The organism is Paenarthrobacter sp. E2MeOHC11 (genome assembly GCF_058744955.1).
In genome coordinates this window covers 185,130-203,004 of the sequence record NZ_CP196673.1, presented here as the reverse complement: position 1 = coordinate 203,004, position 17,875 = coordinate 185,130, and the positions used below count along the sequence as shown (strand labels likewise).

Sequence of the window (17,875 nt, the reverse complement as noted above, 5' to 3'; positions counted from 1 at the left end):
AACACCGCACGCGTCCCAAGGACCTTGGATCCCGGCGTCTGTTAGCGGTGAGTCGGACAGCAGGCAGGCCAGCCGTTAGGCTTGAGGTGTGGTAGATCGAAAAGACATTGGCTCCTGGTTGAGCGGCCCGGACACGTCCGGAATCTCCAAGTATCCCGGCGAACGACTTGGTCTGCCCGAGTCCGGCCCGGGCTCCATTGCGCGTGCTGGTCGCCGCATCCTGGGCATCATGGTGGATTGGACGATCGCACTGGTGATCAGCAACTTTGCCTTCGGCGGAAACCAGTGGGCTACGCTCGCCATCTTCGCTGCGGAACAGATTCTCTTGATTGGCACGCTGGGCTACAGCATCGGCCACAGGATCGCCGGTATCCATGTGGTCCGCTTGGGCGGCGGTCCCGCAGGTCCGGTGGCTGCCGTAGTGCGGACACTGCTCTTGTGCTTGGTCATTCCGGCTGTCGTGTTCGATCCCGATCAACGAGGCCTGCACGACAAAGCCATGAACACGATTCTCATCCGGATGTAGCATCCGTTCCCCATAACGAAGCGCGGCAAACAGAAACCGCCCCTCCTCTGTATGAGAGGAGGGGCGGTTTTTCGTTATGGTCGTCAGCGTCCGCGCGCGGCCTTGCGGTCCGGGCGTGCCTTGTAGGGGTCAATGCCCTTGGGGATCGGGAGACGGTTACCCAGGGAGTTAATGCGCTTGCTGACAGCGTTGACTTCGATCTTGGTGAGCTCCTTCTTGAGCTTGCCCATGGTCTTGGCCAGTTTGTTCAGCGGCACCTGTCCCTCTCCGCGTCCGGATTCGAGGACGTGGATGGTGACGTTCGGGAGAATCCGGGCCAACCGCTTGCGCTCGGCATCCACGAGGGGCTTGACGCGGTGCGAGGGTCCTTCGCTCACCAGGACTACACCGGCCCGGCCAATGGCCATGAACACCGCATCCTGGGTACGTGGATTGACTGCCACGGGCTGGTCCTGTGTGACCCATCCGCGACGAAGCGTTCCCAACGCTGCACCTGATGCGCCCGGCTGGTTCTCGATTTGCGCGAAAGCTGCCTTTTCCGCACGGCGGGAAAGAATGAACACCGCAGCCAACAGGCCAAGGGGAATGCCGATGATCAGGCCGGTGACCCAGTTTTCCAGGAGGAAGCCGATGAGGAAGGCCACAGCCACGACGGCAAGGAAGGCGAGCACCATGATCCACACGACCTGGGGATCGTTCCGCCGCGTCATCTTGAAGACTTCAGCGATCTGCTTCAGCTGGCTAGGCTTCTTTGCCTTGGCTTCCTTGGGCTTGCGCTGGAACAGCCCACGCTTGGGTGCGTCGGCCGAGGGGGTCGATTTGTTGGAATCAGGGGAGTTCGCCATAGTGCGTTAATTCTACGTGATGTACGCCCAGACGCTGGACGCGTTGCCGAAGGCGACACCGGGTGCGGGGTACGGCGCGACGGCACCAGCTGGTGGCCGGCCTCCCACACATGGGGATTCCTTTTTGATTTTTCCGTCATGATTCAACGCGAAGCGGCACTTGTCCATAGTGAGTCCCAGCTGCGGAGTGCCTCGACGTTAATGCCACGGAGTGCTCTTGCGATGCGTACTGATCAACGAGGAACCCCTGGGGTCCTCGACATCAGTGCGCCCTCTACACGTTCGACCCCATAGGAACCAAATGCCCGATCTGCCGCCACTACTAACCATCGTCCTTGAGGAAACGGGACAGCTTGACCGCGAGTCAGCCATGTACCGACGACTGCTGGCCGCGCGCCTGCGCCTGGAGTCGCAATTCGCCATCCTCCACGTGGAGAAGCCATTGACGACGGCCGGCATCTCACAGCTCTGCGAGGAGATCGAGAGCAAGTACGTCATCTTCATGCGTACCTCCCATCTCCTGTCCGCGAACTATGTGAGTACCATTTTCGAGTATTTGCGGACACGCACTGTCTATCTCGCCGAGCCGGTTGTCTACACCGGAGCCATTGCCAAGAACGTGGCCGGCACCAAGATTGACGAGGCATACCACTACTCCCGCGACACTGACGTCTTTGGCGTTGCGTTCAATACCAGGCGGCTGGCCGACGCGCTGGAGGCGCTGGGCGATGTGGATCGATCCGCCATCTACATCAGCTACCGGATGTACTGGTCCATTGCGAAGGTTAAGCCGCTGAACACGGGCTTCTCGATGGCCTCGGACACGAAGGCAGCCATAGGGCTTCACATAACGGGAGAAGCAAGCCGCTTGGCTCCGATAATCCCGACTTCAGCCAAGGAAGTCAGGCTGCACCTCTTGCGCTATGTTGCGCTGTTCCTGCGGGGAATGCGGGGACAAAAGGCAACATCGATCAGCTTGAGCCATCTACGTGAGCTGATTCGCGGCTTCGATCTGATCGACCTGCTGGCGTTGGTTGAACCGCTGCAGCCTTTCGAGGCGGCCTGGATCCGATGGCTGGACGATCCGGCCGCCAACAAGCAGTTCTATAAGCAACTGAGCGATAAGGACGCGTATTTGGTCTTCCGCGATAAGGCGGACAGTGAAGAAAACGCGTTGCCGCTGTATGAGTTGCTCTTCAACGAAGAGATTCTGACCATCGAGAGGTGTTATCTGGCGCGAAACCTCAGGTCCGGCCACGCCAGGCCCGGGAGCTACAACTTCTACAACCGGCCTATCGGTCCGTCCTCCACAATTTTGTTTTTCGACCGGCCGCTGCAGGCAGACGACAACGCAGAGCACCTCTACGAGTACTTCACAAAGAATCATCCGGAGTTCAACCAGGCATACTTCGCGCTCAACCCTAAGTCTCCTGACTGGGAGCGTCTGGAGAGTAAGGGCTTCAAGCTGATCCCCATCTTTACGAAGGAGTTCTACGAGAAATTCCTGGTGTCCGATCTCGTGGTCTCATCGCAGATTTACAGCATCAGGTACAGAGGCAAGTCGTTCGCGAACTCCCGTTTTGTTTATCTCCAGCACGGTATCCAGCTCAATGACATGTCCGATTGGGTGCTCTCGAAGTACTTTGACGTTTTCGTTGCCACAGGCCGGGTTGAAGCGGACTACATGAGCAGGCTCGCCCCGGTCGAGACCCTCAACTCCGGACTGCCCCGATACCAGTCCTTGGCGCGCAACGCCCACGGGCAGCAGCATCTCCTCTTTATGCCTACGTGGCGTTTCAACCTGCATCAGTCGTCATCGGAGCACTTCGCCCAGTCGACGTACTTCCGCGCCATCGACAAGCTGCTGTCTGACCCCGCGCTGCTGGAGTTCCTTGAGGACACGGACCGCGTGATGCACGTAAAACTGCACCCCAATGTGGAAAAACGCGCCGGGCAGTTCAGGTTCTCTGAACGCGTCGTGCAGTCGGATTTGAGCTACCGCGAGGCTATCCGTTCGGCCGAAATGGTGCTGACTGACTACAGCTCCGCCGCCCTTGACGCCGCCTTCATTGGCACTCCCATTGTGTATTACCACTGGGACGCTGCGGATTTCTTCCGGGATCAGCCGTATGAAAGTCGCTTGGACTACGTCGACGACGGGCTGGGACCGGTGTTCAGTGAGCACGCCGAGGTTGTGGAGCACATCATCCAGGAAGGCTTCGCGGACACGGATCCCAAGTTCATCCAGCGTCGCGAACGTTTCTTCGAAGGCGTGGATCCGGCACGCATCAACGAGAAAATAGTGGAAAGGATGTTGAGTCTCTGATGACGTTGATTCATGGCTTCAAACGGAGCATCACCAAGGTCGGCAGGGCGGCTGCATACTCGCCGGCAGGCTTGGAGTTAGCCCGGGCACTCCTGGCATCCCGCGCTGATTCACCGGTGCGGCGGATCATCAAGGCCAAAGGCCTGGAGGGCAGAATCCGCCGCATTGCCTCTGAAAGCCTTCCCCAAGGCATCTACTTCGCCAAGCTGACGATCGGCGGCTGGGAGTCCTGGAAGGGCAAACCATTCCGACTCTTTCAGGACGGGAAAGTGGTTTATGGAAACAAGGTTGAGCCACCAGCCCGCGGCTTTCCGCTCGAGTACCGGAACATCATGGTCACCTCGGACGATATCTCGCACTTCACCCTTGATATCGACGCTCCCTATGAGTTGAAGATTGGGCGTGGAGCCTTCACTACGCCGCAGCAACTCAAATACGATGACCAGTACGGTGTGGAACAGCATGGTGATGTTTTCTACTCCCTTCGGGGCAACACAACTAATCCGAAGAAGATGCTGATCACGTTTCCGGGTTTCGGTCCCTCAACTACCCGGATTTCCTACGCCGTGAGTTACCTCAAGGACCTCACGGATGCCGATCTGAAAGACACCCTCATGGTGTGCTTTCAAGACCGCTACCTGGTGGCAGGCTCCTACATGATGGTCGATAACGCCGGCAGGCCGCTTGACCACCGTGTTCGACATGCGATTGACGGGCTGCGTAGCCGGTTTCACATTGATCAAGCGGCAATGCTGTTCTTCGGCGCTTCCAAAGGCGGCACTATCGCCATCCAGTATGCCAAGTACTTTCCCAATGCCAGCCTGCTGCTTGCAGTCCCGCAGATGAACCTTCCGTACTACTTCAGCAAGCCCTTCTTCAAGGACAACCTCTTCCGAAACCCTGCCTTGCGTGACACCGATCAACCGGAAGACCGCCTCCGGCGATACTTCGCAGAGGGCCGCAAAATAGACTACTTCTACACGAATTCGGATGAGTTGAGCAATCACTCGCTGATCGAGCTGATATCCGATGTTCCGAACCTTGCCAAGTACCGCATCGACGGCCAACACTCCGACGTTGCCCGCGCCGCGTTGCCTGCCATGTTGGGCATCATCCGGAGGTTCCTGAAGGGCCCCGTTGACCAACAGTTCGGCTGCGAAGAGTTGCGTACCTTCCGCCATGGACACACCGTCCAGGTTCAAGTACGTGTTGACCCCGCAGCCTCTGAGGTAACTGGGGCAAACTGGTTCATTGAGGGATGGAACGGCAGGACGCGTTTCCTGCAGCTGATGACGGAACATTCCTACAACTTCGTAAAGTACACATCCATGGAGCAAAGCCTCTTCCCGGCTTACGACTCGATCGATCAACTCAGCTCGGTGGTCGCCATGGAAGCCACTGGAACCACATGGACAGGATCGTTGCCTGGCCCAGTGAAGCCTGGAACGAGAATCCCAAAGCTCAAGATGAGTTCCCAACCGCTGACTCTTCACGCCGAATCAGCCAGTGAGTACGTCATCCTCGACGGCGATGCATTTGCCCGCTACCGCTATCGGTGCCATCGCCTCGCGTCTGACGGCGACACGATGGAAATTCATTTCGTTCCCGATGCCGAAGCAGAGGTTGCTGAAGCCCTCTCCGGAGATATCAGCAGGCGGATCGCCTACAAAGCAGTCATCCAACCGCTGGATGGGTGGTCCATGGCAGACCTCGTAGCTTTGAGATTCGTCATTGCCGCCGGAGTTCAGCGCTTGCTCATCGTGGTCCACGGAGACGAGTACGTCCAGGCGTCGGAGGTCCTGTCCGCGGTTGATTGGGATGACGTTTGCCTTCTGAACCGTGAGTCCGAGGCGGTGCTGGCCGGTGCCGGGCAGCAGTGATTCGGGCGGCAATGGCATGGCTCGAAAAAACCAGGTGATCCACTCCTACGCGGACGTTTCCAAGGTCAGGGATAACGTAGTCCATCTCAAGGACACCCCCGGCTCCGAATTCACCGCATCAACAGTTGAATTTGCCGGGACTGGAAATGTCCTGTTCGTCGAGGACGGTGCCCGCCTACGAAATACGAGACTCCGCTTCCTGGGAAACGACTCAGTCATTCATCTGCGAAAGTCCCATGGCTTCCTCAAAGTGATTGCCACCGTATTTGAAGAGTCCGTGTTCTATCTGGGACCCGGGGCAACCTTCACGGCAGAAGCCCGCGTACTTCCCACCGAGCGCAAGCACGTCATCGTTGGCAGGGACGCAATGTTCTCGTCGCGTGTTGCGTTCAGGACGGCTGATCCTCACCTGATCTATTCCGTGGAACACCACCAACGAGTCAACCCCAGCGAATCCATCTGGGTAGGGGATCACGTGTGGTTGGGGGAGGACACCCTGCTCCTCAAAGGTGCCAAAGTTGGTTCGGGCAGCATTCTTGCGGCCAGGGCCCTGATTACCAAGAAGATCCCGTCCAACTCGACAGCGGCCGGGGTGCCTGCCCGGATTGTTGGCAACGGGATTTTCTGGACGAGACCTTCTGTGCATGGTTACACCGCCGCCCAAACCGAGCTGAGCCATGACCATGCGGGAGACGAGTTTATCTTCTCTGCCGACGAAGAGCCCGCGGACATCCAGAGTCTTGAGCGCGAACTGGATGCAGCCACTTCCGGCATAGGAAGGGCAGCTTGGTGCTTCCAGCTGGATCAGATGGACGGCAAAAACCGCTTCTATATCGGGTGAGTCAACTCAGCCGCGCCATCTGAGTGTTCACGGCGCGGCTGAGGACGGGGTGGTGGAGCAGTGCCTAGCTGTGGGCGGCGAGGATGGTGGAGGCTTCCTGGCGGGTGGTGCCGGAGGACTCGATGTGGGCCAGGGCGGCCGGGATTTCCCAGCCCTTCTTCCGCATCGCGGTGGCCCAGAGGCGCCCGGCCCGGTACGAGGACCGCACCAACGGACCCGACATCACACCAAGGAAACCGATCTCCTGGGCTTCTTCCTGGAGGTCCACGAACTCCTGCGGCTTGACCCACCGGTCCACCGGCAAGTGCCGCTCGGACGGGCGCAGGTACTGGGTGATCGTGATCAAATCACACCCGGCCTCGTGCAGGTCCCGCAGCGCCTCGGAGATTTCCTCCCGGGTCTCGCCCATGCCCAGGATCAGGTTGGACTTGGTCACCATGCCCAAATCACGGCCCTGCGTGATGACATCCAGGGACCGCTCGTACCGGAATGCCGGACGGATCCGCTTGAAAATCCTCGGCACCGTCTCGACGTTATGCGCGAACACCTCAGGCTTGGAATCACAGATCGACGCGATGTGCTCAGGCTTGCCGGAAAAATCAGGGATCAACAACTCCACCCCCGTGCCCGGGTTCAGTTCGTGGATCTTCCTCACCGTTTCGGCGTACAACCAGACACCCTCATCGGCCAGGTCATCACGGGCCACTCCGGTCACCGTGGCGTACCGCAACTGCATCGCCTGGACGCTCCGGGCCACCTTGGTGGGTTCGAACATGTCCACCGGGGACGGTTTACCGGTATCGATCTGGCAGAAATCACAGCGCCGGGTGCACTCGGAACCGCCGATCAGGAACGTCGCTTCCTTGTCTTCCCAGCACTCGAAAATGTTCGGGCAACCGGCCTCTTCACAGACCGTGTGCAGGCCTTCCTTCTTCACCAGGTTCTTGAGCTGGACAAATTCAGGACCCATCTGGACCTTGGCCTTGATCCACTCGGGCTTGCGTTCAACCGGGACCGCCGCGTTACGCGCCTCAACGCGCAGCAACTTACGGCCTTCAGGTGCCAAGGTCACTGGAGTGCTCCTTCGGGGGTGGAAACGAGTGCTTCTTCATGCTTGCGGAACTCTTCCACGAAGCGGTCAACGATGTCGGCAGGATTGATGGTCCGGCCTGCTTCCAGCGACATGGTGGTGACGCTGGCGTCAGTGATTCCACAGGCGATGATCTGTGCGTAAGGCGCCAGGTCATTGCTGCAGTTGATGGCGACACCGTGCATGGTGACACCGTCCAGGACGCGTATGCCGATGGCGGCAATTTTGCGGTCCGGACCCTTTTCATCGGCAAGAATCCAAACCCCTGCCCGGCCCTTCACAGTGACTGCGTTAATGCCGTAGTCACTCATGACCGCGATCATGGTGGCCTCAAGCCGTTCCACATAGTCGCGGATACCGGCGCGGTTCTTGAGTTTGAGAATGGGGTAGGCAATCAGCTGGCCGGGGCCGTGCCACGTTAGTTTGCCGCCACGGTCCACGGGAACAACGGGTGTCCCGTCAAAGGGACGCTCGTGATCTTCCGTGAGTTTGCCGGCCGTATAGACGGCAGCGTGCTCCAGGAGCAAGACGGTGCTGTTCTGCTCGCCCGCAACAACTTTGTTGTGGATCTCGCGCTGCAGGTCCCAGCCCTGCATGTAATCAACGAATTCCGGGGCAAGACCCAGTTCTGAAAACTCAAGAGTCATGGGTTCAAGCTTAGACCCAGCAGGACAGTGGCCATGATTTTGTGGTGAACCTCTCAGTCGCATCCTGCGCTGTCGTTGGCAAGCTGCCGGAAGCGGGCGCCCTGTGGATAACTTCTGCGGAAAATCCCCTGGTCCGGTAGACCTTGTCTATGGAAAAACTGGATATTCCCGCCGGTGTCGTGCCCCTTGTTCCGGGTTACCAGATATCCCGCCAATTGGGCCAAGGCAGCAGCTCCACAGTTTGGCTCGTGACAAGGAACAGTGACGGGGTGCGTCTTGCGATCAAGTGCGGCGGAGGAGCAAGCGGAGAAAGCAGCAGCGGCGGCGTCATCACAGAAGGTGTTGCGCGGGAGGTCAGGCTCCTCGCGGGCTTCAAGCATCAGCACCTCGTTCGAATTCATGAAGTCCTGCCTGTGACTGGAGGCGCCGGGGACACTGCCGGGATTGTCATGGACTACGCCGCCGGTGGCTCACTGGCCAACCTGATGGCCGGGCGGGGCATTCTTCGCGTGGGCGAAGCGGTGACCATGCTGACCCCTCTCGCCCAGGCCCTGGACTACCTGCATGTCAACGGTGCGGTACACGGAGACGTGTCGCCGGGGAATGTGTTGTTCACGGCAGAGGGGATGCCACTGCTTGCAGACTTCGGTGTGGCCGCCATGGTGGGGGGCGCCCAGCAGGTCATGGATGCAGGGACTCCGGGCTTCAGGGATCCATCAGCCGTCGCTGCAGGCGGTCATGCCCGGCGCGAACTGCAGCCACAGCGTGATGTCTATTCGCTGGCCGCCGTTGGATGGTATTGCTTGACCGGATCTGCCCCGGCGGACACCCGGCACCGCCCACCTTTGTCCCTGCTGGTTCCCGATGTTCCCAAGTCCCTCATGGCTGCTTTGGAGGCTGCGCTTGACGCCGATCCCCATGTACGTCCGACTGCCCGGGAACTCGGCACAGCGATTTTCAGAAGCGCTGCTCCCGAGCCGCTGGACTTGTCCGGAGCCGTGCATCCCTCCGTCATTCCAGAGCTGCTCACCCGACGCGAGGCGTTGGGGCGCTCACCCCGCCGCGCACCACGGTGGATACGCCGGTTCCATCAATTTCCGTCGGTCGGACCAGAGGCCACAATCCGAGCGGAAGGCCGCCGACGTCGAAGCACGGGCGCCTGGATCAAGAACCTTGCGTTGGTCCTGGCGGCCGGCATGCTTATTGGCGCCGGTGGGTGGACCGTTTCCCAGCAGGGCCCCCTGCCGTGGCAGCAGAACCAGGCGTCTTCCACTCAGCCGGCAGGATCCATCGAAAGCAGCGCACCCAGCCTTGTGCCAGCACCCGGCCCAGCATCCTCAACCGCTGCCGCGCACGCCGCGGACCTGCCCGAAGCCCTTGCCGAAGGCCTTCGGGCTGAGGATCCGGCAGTGGCAGTAAAGGCATTGTCATCCGTTCGTGATGTCGCCTTGGGACAGGGACGCCTTGACCTGTTGGCCTTGGTCAACGTGCCGGGATCACCCGCTGAAGTTGCCGACAACCAGGTGGCGGATCACCTCAAAGAGGCAGGAACTGTTTTCGCCGGGTTTTCGACGACGTTGTCCGGAGTGAAAGTTGAAGGATCCCCGGACTCCAATGACGTAATGGTGGGGGCTACTGTTGCCACGTCGACCTTTGAGGAACGCGATTCGTCGGGGGCAGTGGCACACACCTGGCTCGCCGGTTCGCCGCAAGACCTCCGTTTGCACGTGGTTCGCGCAAACGGCCGGTGGCGGATATCCGGGATCCTGGCCCCAAGTGTGGCCGGGTGATGAGTTGAGGAGCTGGTCAGCGCGGGGTGTCTTGAGTCAGCCAGGTCATGGCATCAGAGAGCGATGGGTGCTGCCAGTGGAAACCAGCCTCCGCCAGGCGGGAGGGCTCCATTCGCTGGTTGGCCAGAACGAGTTCATCTGCCAGTCGTCCGAGAACCAAACGCAAGGCAGGCCGGGGGACACGGCAGACGGCAGGCCGGTGGAACGCCTTCGCGAGGCTTGCGACGATCGCGTTGACATCCGCGCTCTCCGGCGCGCAAACATTCACGGGTCCATCGATGTCGGATGTGAGGAGATATGCCAGCGCCCGTGCTTCGTCGGTCAGTGTTATCCAAGGCCAGTACTGGCGCCCGTTCCCAAACGGTCCACCGAGTCCGAGTTTTAGCAAGGGGAGCAGCGGCCCAAGTGCGCCTCCGGAGGTGCTGAGCACCACGCCGGTCCTCGGAGTCACTACCCGCACGCCCGATGGCGCTGTCCTTGCGGTGCGCTCCCACTCAACACACAAACTGCCCAGCACGCCTGCGCCGGGGCCCGAATCCTCGCGCAGAACGCCTTCGCGCGAGGCGCCGTAGTAACCGGACGCGGATTGGCTGACGAAGGTAGCCGGCGGACTGGCAAGACGTCGCATGGCGGCCGTCAGGGTCCCTGTGGCCTGGAGACGGGAATCCCGGAGGACCCTTATCCGCCGTTTGGTCCACGGACGGTCCCCGATGCCGGCACCGGAGAGGTTGACTACGGCATCGGTGTTGTCCAGGACGGCCTCATCGAGTTCTCCCGCCGCCGGGTCCCACGTCCATTCACCAGTGTCCCTGGCAGGTCGCCGTACCAGGCGGATGACGTCATGGCCCTGACCCCGCAGGTGCCCTGACAGTGCAGTTCCAATCATTCCCGACGCTCCGGACATCACGATTCTCATGACCCATCTCACCATGGGCAGCGTGTGTGGCGGAAACGCCTGTCGGTGCGGCTGAGGGTGGGCACCTCTTGACTATGATCGAACAATGACCTCCTCCAGCTACCTCCGTTTCCCGCATGTGCACGGCGATCTGGTCACTTTCGTGGCAGAAGATGACATCTGGATCGCGCCCCTCTCCGGCGGCCGTGCCTGGCGTGTTTCATCGCAGCAACTGCCAGCCAGGAACCCCCGTTTCACTCCCGACGGGAAGCGGCTTGTATGGACGGTGATTGTTGGGACGTCACCGGAGGTCGTGACGGCAGAGGTCGACGGCGGTGGATACAGGCAGTTGACCTACTTCGGACACAGCACCACAAAAGTCAAAGGCTTCACCCCTGCCGGAAACGTGGTGGTCACCAGCGCTTTCCAGCAGGCCGAAAGCCGGCACACGCATGCCTACAGCCTCCCGCTTGACGGCGGTGCCGCCGTCGAACTTCCTTTCGGTCCCGTTGAGGCAGTTGCTTTCGGTCCCGAAATCGGTGATGAGAAGCCCGTGGTCCTGGCCAGCGTCCTTTCCCGCGAGCCGGCATGGTGGAAGCGATACCGTGGCGGCACCGCCGGCAAGCTGTGGATCGACGCCGACGGTAACGGTGAGTTCGACCGATTGGTACCCGAGGTGGATGGCAACGTTACCGACCCGCTGTGGGTCAATGGGCGCATCGCTTTCCTGTCAGACCATGAGGGGTACGGAAACCTCTACTCCGTGCTGCCCGATGGGTCGGGGCTGCGCCGGCACACCGACCATGAGGACTTCTACGTCCGGCACGCCAGCACTGACGGCAGCCGGGTGATTTTCGAATCCGCCGGAGAACTGTGGATGATCCCATCGCTTGACGGTGACGCCGAGGCTGCCAAACTGAACATCACCCTGGGTTCAGCGTCCCCGGCCCGCCGTCCGGCACCGCTCAAGGCCTCTGCGCACCTTGGCGATGTGGTTCCCAACGCCGCTGGCACTGCCAGTGCCGTCGAAGCGCACGGAACCCTCCATTGGCTTCGCCACAAGGACGGTCCTTCACGGGTGGTGGAAGCGACGCCCGGAGTCCGCGCCCGCTTGCCACGTCCGCTCACTGACGGCCGGATCGCTTACGTCGCTGACCACGGCTCCGTTGAAGCCGTGTACATCAAGCGCATCGCTTCGCGTCTTTCCGCAGCTGTTGAGGTGCCTGCAAAGGTTGATCCAGAGCCCGCTCCGGCCGGCGACTCAGATCCCTTGCCCAAGCCTGTCTCCGCCTCGAATGTGCTCGGGCAGGGGAGCACGTCGGTGCCGACGACCACCCCCATAAAGCCAGCGGACGGGGGCGCAGCTCCGGAAGGGGACCCAGCCCGCGAAAAATCCGGCGAGGCGGTCGAACCGTCGGCGGACACTGTGAGCGGATCGGCGACACCCACAGGCCTTGTACCAGCGGAAGACACGGGTGACGTCCGCATTGATTTCCCGTCGCCTACGCGTACGAGTGCCCTGGAAGCCAGCCCGGACGGCCGCTGGCTGGCCATTGGCACCGCGTTCGGTGACGTCTTCGTGGCCGATACTGCGGCGGGCACCCTGACCCTGCTGGTCAGCGTTGGTGAGGGCAGCATCGATCAACTGGCGTGGTCCGGTGACTCGCAGTGGCTCGCATGGTCCGAGCCCGTCACTTCCTTTGGCTCGCGGAGCAAACTCCGGATCGCCCGCCCAGGCGAGGCTGAGGCCGGCATCATTGATGTCACGGATGGGCGTTTCTGCGATGAATCGCCGCGGTTCACCCCTGATGGTAAGTTCCTTGCTTTCCTGTCCAACCGAAGCTTCGACCCCGTATATGACGGCCACTCCTTCGACTTGTCCTTCCCGAGCCCGATCAAGCCGTACCTGGTTGCCTTGGCCGCGGACACCCCTTCACCGTTCGGCCCGTCCGTTGACATGCTCGAGGATGTCCCGCCCACCTCGACCAAGTCCGACGACGGCGGCGCACCTGCCGTGCGGGTCGATCCGGACGGCCTTGCGCACCGAGTCATCGCAGTCCCTGTGCCCCAAGGAAATTACACGGAGTTGGCTGTCGGAGTCGGCGCACTCTTGTGGCTCGATACTGAGCTCGCGGGCGTCACCGGTGAAGGCAAAGGCACGCTGCAGGATAAGAAGAGCTCACCATCGTTGGTGCGCTATGACCTGGCAAAGCGTAAGCAAACCACCCTGGTTTCTGCTGTGGACAGATACCGTTTGTCGGGCGACCTGACACGGGTTGTCTACATCCTCGACCAACAGGTCACGTCCGTGCCTGCTGACGCCAAGGTGGATGAAGACTCCGGAGACCTTGTGAAGGTGGAACTTAACAGGGTCCGCGTCACCCTTGACCCCGTGGCTGCGTGGGGACAGGCATTTGATGAGGCGTGGCGCCTCCAGCGGGACTTCTTCTGGACTGCCGACATGGCTGGCCAGGATTGGGACTCCGTGTACAAGCGGTACCGCCCTGTGGTGGATCGCCTCGGTTCCCATGACGACCTGGTGGACCTGCTGTGGGAGATCCATGGCGAGCTGGGGACCTCCCACGCCTACGTTAAGCCGGCCGCAGTGACGGAGCCCGGACGTAACGGCCAGGGCCGGCTTGGCGCTGAGTTGCAACTCGGTAAGCAAGGCTGGGAGATTACACGGATTCTGGCGGGGGAGTCGTCCGACCCCTTGGCTACTTCACCCTTGACGCGTCCCGGAGCGGACGCGAAGGTGGGCGACGTCCTTCTGGCGATTGACGGCGTCGAACTTTCCGCGGCCTTGACACCGGCCATGCAACTGGCGGGCGCTGCAGGCAGGACTGTCGAGCTGACGCTTCTGAACGGTGAAGGACATGGCGAAGCCGCCGGTGACCAGCGTCGAGTGGCCGTGGTACCTGTCCGTGACGAGGAGAGGTTGCGGTACCAGGATTGGGTCAGGGCCAACCGTCGTACGGTACGTGAGGCCTCGGACGGCAAGTTTGGCTACCTCCACGTCCCGGACATGATGGCCAACGGCTGGGCGCAGCTCCACCGCGATCTGGACACCGAAACTGCGCTGGATGGCCTGATCGTGGATGTGCGGCGCAACCGTGGCGGGCATACGTCCCAACTGGTAGCCGAACTGATCGGACGGAAGGTCACCGGATGGAGCATGCCGCGCGGAGAGAAGCCGCGTACCTACCCGCACCATGCGCCGCGGGGCCCTGTGATCATCCTGGCCGACGAATTTGCCGGATCGGACGGTGACATCATCACGCAGGTTTCCAAGCTCAGGGGCATCGGCCCGGTCATCGGTACGCGGACCTGGGGCGGCGTGGTGGGCATCGACAACCGCTTCGCCTTGGCCGACGGTACAGGTGTGACGCAGCCCCGCTACGCCACCTGGTTCAGTGGCGGGATCGGATGGGACGTTGAAAACCGCGGGGTGGAGCCGGACATCGAGGTGCTTTTCCCACCCCACGCCTACGCTGCAGGAACAGATCCGCAGCTGGAGTACGGGATCGGCGCGCTCAAGGAAATGATCCAGGAACTGCCGACTGATCGTCCGCCCCTGCGTGAGGGCTACCGGAAGGTGCGGCCGGCACCACTGCCCTCGCGTCCGCAAAAGGGCTAGCAGGCGGGTCGGGCACAGAAGAGCCCCGGCATCTTCCCGTGAGGGAAAGTGCCGGGGCTCTTCTGCTGATCAGGCCTTGGTGGTGCTACGCCGCCAGCGTGGCATCCAACGTGATCTCGATGCTGGCCAGTGCGCCGGAAACGGGGCAGCCGGTCTTGGCGTCCTCGGAGATACGACGGAAATCCTCTTCTGAAAGACCCGGAACCTTGGCAGTCATCGTCAGGTGGCTACCGGTGATGCCGGTGCCGGGAACGAACGTCACATCAGCCTTGGTGTGCACTTCTTCAGCAGTGAAACCTTCACCAGCAAGGGCGTGGCTGAAAGCCATGGAGAAGCATGCGGAGTGGGCAGCTGCAATCAGTTCCTCGGGGCTGGTCTTGCCGCCGGACTGCTCGGTACGGGCCTTCCACGTGACATCGAACGTGCCCAGGCCTGAGCTGTCCAGCGTTGTGTTGCCGGCGCCTTCAATCAGGTTGCCGTTCCAAACCGTGTGTGCGGTGCGTGTTGCTGCCATGTCCACTCCTTGGGGTCGTTGTGAGTCGGCAACCAGCCTTCGGCGGGTGCCACCGGGATCAATCCTATGGACTATGCTGCCGGACCGCACGGCCATTCCGCTGTCAGTGGATTGTGACCCCTAGACTGGCCGAATGGATACCGAAGAACAGGTAATTGGCACGCACGGCCGGGGGCCCAGAATCGCGTCGATCATGATCAACGCGGTCGATGCCGCCCACTTGGCGGCCTTCTGGTCGAAACTGCTGAACATGCCCGTTGCCGCAGAACATGAAGGTTTCATCTGGCTGCGGCCCTCGGAACCCGGCTACCCCCAACTGGCGTTTCAACAGGTCGCCGCGCCCACCGAGGGGCGACGCCGGCTTCACTTGGACCTCCACGACGGCGATGCCACGGCTCTGAGACGAAGGGCTGAGTCGTTGGGAGCTACTTTCGTCGGGGGACATGACATCGCGGATTTCCACTGGGACGTCATGCAGGACCCCGAGGGCAACGAGTTCTGCATCGCCCAGGAGTAGCAATTCCATAAACAGCAGCCGCCCCGCTGTGCATGGATGCACTGTGGGACGGCTGCCGTGGTTCAGGGCAATGTCGAGGGGAAGATACCCGGACTAGTTCCAGAGGGTGGCGATTGCGATGTTCACCAACGCCAGGCCGCCGACACCGTGGGCCAAGCCAGTCGATACTGGTTCGCCGTTCTTTACCTTGCGTGAGCCGATGACGGCAAGGACTGCAACGGCCACGCCGATGGCGAACTTAACGCCAAGCTTGAAGTAGTTGGGGTCGGCGTCCGGCAACAACGGGAACAGCCCCATCATTGCGATGCCCGTCAGGAGCTGAAGGAAAGCGCCGTCGCGCTGGCGCGGGTGGACGGTTGGCTCCCTGAGGGTGGCGATCCAGTAGCCCACAATCATGGCTGCGCCGACGATGTGCAAGAACACCAGAATGTTGAAGAGAATACTCATGCCCCCAGCTTATCCAGTTGGTTCTACGTCACGTAGCAAAGCCACGCGCGAGTGGGTACAGCAAAGGGGCAGGCCACCGGTTTTCCCGGTAGCCTGCCCCTTTTGTCCTGTAGGCGCCGCCTACTGGAGCCGAGTCCTAGAGACCAAGGTCAGCTTCGAAAGCACCTTCCTCAAGGCGGGCCTTGAGGGTCTGCAGGAACCGGCCGGCGTCCGCGCCGTCCACCAGGCGGTGGTCATACGTCAGGGACAGGTACATCATGGAGCGGATGGCGATCGAGTCATCGCCATTTTCGTCGGCAACCACGACAGCGCGCTTGACGATCGCGCCGGTCCCGAGGATACCCACCTGCGGCTGGTTGATGATCGGGGTGTCGAACAGTGCGCCAACAGAACCGATGTTGGTGATGCTGAACGTACCGCCGGACAGCTCGTCCGGACCGATCTTGCCGTCGCGGGTACGGCCTGCGACGTCGGCGATCTTGCCGGCGAGGCCCGCAAGGTTCAGGTTACCGGCGTCGGAGATGACGGGAACCAGGAGGCCCTTGTCGGTGTCGACGGCGATCGCCAGGTGTTCGGCGTTGTGGTAGGTGATTTCCTGCTTGGACTCGTCGTAAGCAGCGTTCAGCTTGGGGTGCTGCTTCAGGGCCTCGGCCACAGCCTTGGCGATGAACGGCAGGAAGGTCAGCTTGACACCGTTCTGGGCCTGGAACGAGTTCTTGGCCTTGAGGCGCAGCTTGGCGATCTTGGTCATGTCGACCTCGTGCACCTGCGTCAGCTGGGTGGAGACCTCAAGGGACTCGCGCATGCGGCGGGCGATGACCTGGCGGATACGCGGGGCCTTCTCCGTGGTCCCGCGCAGCGACGATGCGACGACCGGGGCAGCAGCCTTGGCAGCGGGCGCTGCCGCAGGAGCCGATGCAGCGGGGGCTGCGGCGGCCTGCTTGGCTTCGGCAGCGGCCAGGACATCCTGCTTGCGGATGCGGCCACCGACACCGGTGCCGGAGACTGACGCGATGTCCACGCCATGCTGGTTGGCAAGCTTGCGGACCAGGGGAGTGACGTAACCGGATTCCGAAGAACCTTCAGTCGCGGGAGCAGCCGGAGCAGCGGCAGGGGCCGGAGTGGCTGCCGGTGCGGGTGCAGCAGCGGGTGCGGCCGCGGGAGCCGGAGTGGCCGCCGGAGCAGGTGCTGCTGCCGGTGCGGGTGCTGCTGCCGGTGCGGCCGGAGCTTGGGCAGGAGCTGCGGCGGCAGCCGGAGCAGCTGCGCCGGATCCGATCACGGCCAGGACGGAACCAACCTCGGCAGTCTCGTCCTCGTTGACGCGGATTTCCTGCAGGGTCCCGGCAACGGGCGAGGGAATCTCGGTGTCGACTTTGTCCGTGGAGACCTCAAGGAGCGGTTCGTCGACCTCTACGGTGTCGCCAACGGCCTTGAGCCATCGGGTGACGGTTCCTTCGGTAACGCTCTCGCCCAGCGCGGGGAGGGTTACTTCGTGGCCTTCGCCGCCCGAAGCTGCGGGAGCTTCGGGTGCCTGGTTCTCTTCAGCGGCCGGAGCCTCTTCCGCCGGTGCAGCCTGCTCGGCCGGAGCAGCGGGTGCTTCCTCAGCCGGCGCAGCTTCTGCAGCAGGAGCGCCAGAGCCGGAGCCGTCGCCAATGCGGACCAAGGGGGCGCCAACTTCAGCCGTCTCGTCTTCAGCGACGAGGATTTCTTCGATGACGCCTGAGATCGGAGAAGGGATTTCGGTGTCTACTTTGTCGGTTGAAACCTCGAGCAGCGGCTCGTCGATCTCTACCCGGTCACCAACCTGCTTGAGCCAGCGGGTGACGGTTCCTTCGGTGACACTCTCACCGAGGGCGGGCAAGTTAACGGATTCAGACATGTCGTCCCCGTTCTCCTTATTGATCTTTGTGCGGATGAATT

Annotated in this window: 14 protein-coding genes; 7 read left to right on the top strand and 7 right to left on the bottom strand. The window is 61.6% G+C overall.

The window, feature by feature from the left end; genetic code table 11:
• Nucleotides 1-88 precede the first annotated feature (88 nt).
• Nucleotides 89-526, top strand: coding sequence for an RDD family protein (locus ACSSVG_RS00940; RefSeq protein ID WP_159707631.1), 438 nt, complete (start codon nucleotides 89-91; stop codon nucleotides 524-526).
• Between the two features lie 83 nt (nucleotides 527-609).
• Here ACSSVG_RS00940 and ACSSVG_RS00935 read toward each other — a convergent pair whose 3' ends face one another.
• Nucleotides 610-1,371 (bottom strand): DUF4191 domain-containing protein, encoded by a 762-nt coding sequence (locus ACSSVG_RS00935; RefSeq protein ID WP_231339000.1) that lies wholly within the window; start codon nucleotides 1,369-1,371, stop codon nucleotides 610-612.
• A 301-nt stretch (nucleotides 1,372-1,672) separates the two neighbouring features.
• Here ACSSVG_RS00935 and ACSSVG_RS00930 point away from each other — a divergent pair, with 301 nt between their 5' ends.
• Genes ACSSVG_RS00930 through ACSSVG_RS00920 form a run of 3 tightly spaced genes read left to right on the top strand, consistent with a single transcriptional unit; the run spans nucleotide 1,673 to nucleotide 6,418 of the window.
• Nucleotides 1,673-3,697: a CDP-glycerol glycerophosphotransferase family protein gene (locus tag ACSSVG_RS00930; protein ID WP_492416826.1), complete on the top strand. Its 2,025-nt coding sequence runs from the start codon at nucleotides 1,673-1,675 to the stop codon at nucleotides 3,695-3,697.
• Complete coding sequence (locus tag ACSSVG_RS00925) at nucleotides 3,697-5,577, top strand: hypothetical protein (RefSeq protein WP_231338997.1); 1,881 nt, start codon at nucleotides 3,697-3,699, stop codon at nucleotides 5,575-5,577. Before ACSSVG_RS00930 ends, ACSSVG_RS00925 begins: the two co-directional genes overlap by 1 nt.
• A gap of 16 nt (nucleotides 5,578-5,593) precedes the next feature.
• Entirely contained in the window at nucleotides 5,594-6,418 is an 825-nt protein-coding gene (locus ACSSVG_RS00920; protein WP_231338996.1) for an acyltransferase, read from the top strand.
• 64 nt (nucleotides 6,419-6,482) lie between these two features.
• Here ACSSVG_RS00920 and lipA read toward each other — a convergent pair whose 3' ends face one another.
• Both lipA and lipB read right to left on the bottom strand, forming a co-directional pair.
• Nucleotides 6,483-7,490, bottom strand: coding sequence for a lipoyl synthase (gene lipA, locus ACSSVG_RS00915; protein ID WP_492416823.1), 1,008 nt, complete (start codon nucleotides 7,488-7,490; stop codon nucleotides 6,483-6,485).
• Nucleotides 7,487-8,155 carry a lipoyl(octanoyl) transferase LipB gene (lipB, locus tag ACSSVG_RS00910; RefSeq protein WP_231343438.1) on the bottom strand — a complete coding sequence of 223 codons (669 nt, stop codon included), beginning with the start codon at nucleotides 8,153-8,155 and terminating at the stop codon, nucleotides 7,487-7,489. The genes lipA and lipB overlap by 4 nt, the downstream gene beginning before the upstream one ends.
• Nucleotides 8,156-8,403: 248 nt before the next feature.
• Between lipB and ACSSVG_RS00905 the strand changes: the two genes are divergently transcribed.
• Nucleotides 8,404-9,945 (top strand): serine/threonine-protein kinase, encoded by a 1,542-nt coding sequence (locus ACSSVG_RS00905; protein ID WP_492416821.1) that lies wholly within the window; start codon nucleotides 8,404-8,406, stop codon nucleotides 9,943-9,945.
• A 16-nt stretch (nucleotides 9,946-9,961) separates the two neighbouring features.
• Here the strand turns inward: ACSSVG_RS00905 and ACSSVG_RS00900 are convergent, their stop codons facing one another.
• On the bottom strand, nucleotides 9,962-10,861 hold the full coding sequence (locus tag ACSSVG_RS00900; protein WP_231343440.1) for a TIGR01777 family oxidoreductase: 900 nt from the start codon (nucleotides 10,859-10,861) through the stop codon (nucleotides 9,962-9,964).
• A gap of 85 nt (nucleotides 10,862-10,946) precedes the next feature.
• On the opposite strand from ACSSVG_RS00900, the gene ACSSVG_RS00895 reads away from it, so the two are divergent.
• Entirely contained in the window at nucleotides 10,947-14,477 is a 3,531-nt protein-coding gene (locus ACSSVG_RS00895) for a S41 family peptidase (protein ID WP_492416819.1), read from the top strand.
• Between the two features lie 85 nt (nucleotides 14,478-14,562).
• Here the strand turns inward: ACSSVG_RS00895 and ACSSVG_RS00890 are convergent, their stop codons facing one another.
• Nucleotides 14,563-14,991 (bottom strand): OsmC family protein, encoded by a 429-nt coding sequence (locus ACSSVG_RS00890; RefSeq protein WP_159709070.1) that lies wholly within the window; start codon nucleotides 14,989-14,991, stop codon nucleotides 14,563-14,565.
• Nucleotides 14,992-15,124: 133 nt separating this feature from the next.
• Between ACSSVG_RS00890 and ACSSVG_RS00885 the strand changes: the two genes are divergently transcribed.
• A complete protein-coding gene (locus ACSSVG_RS00885) occupies nucleotides 15,125-15,508 on the top strand; it encodes a VOC family protein (RefSeq protein WP_492416817.1) in 384 nt (127 codons plus the stop codon).
• A gap of 93 nt (nucleotides 15,509-15,601) precedes the next feature.
• On the opposite strand, the gene ACSSVG_RS00880 is transcribed toward ACSSVG_RS00885, so the two are convergent.
• Nucleotides 15,602-15,955 (bottom strand): hypothetical protein, encoded by a 354-nt coding sequence (locus tag ACSSVG_RS00880; protein ID WP_090825484.1) that lies wholly within the window; start codon nucleotides 15,953-15,955, stop codon nucleotides 15,602-15,604.
• Nucleotides 15,956-16,091: 136 nt separating this feature from the next.
• Complete coding sequence (gene sucB, locus ACSSVG_RS00875) at nucleotides 16,092-17,834, bottom strand: 2-oxoglutarate dehydrogenase, E2 component, dihydrolipoamide succinyltransferase (RefSeq protein WP_492416815.1); 1,743 nt, start codon at nucleotides 17,832-17,834, stop codon at nucleotides 16,092-16,094.
• Nucleotides 17,835-17,875: the final 41 nt, after the last annotated feature.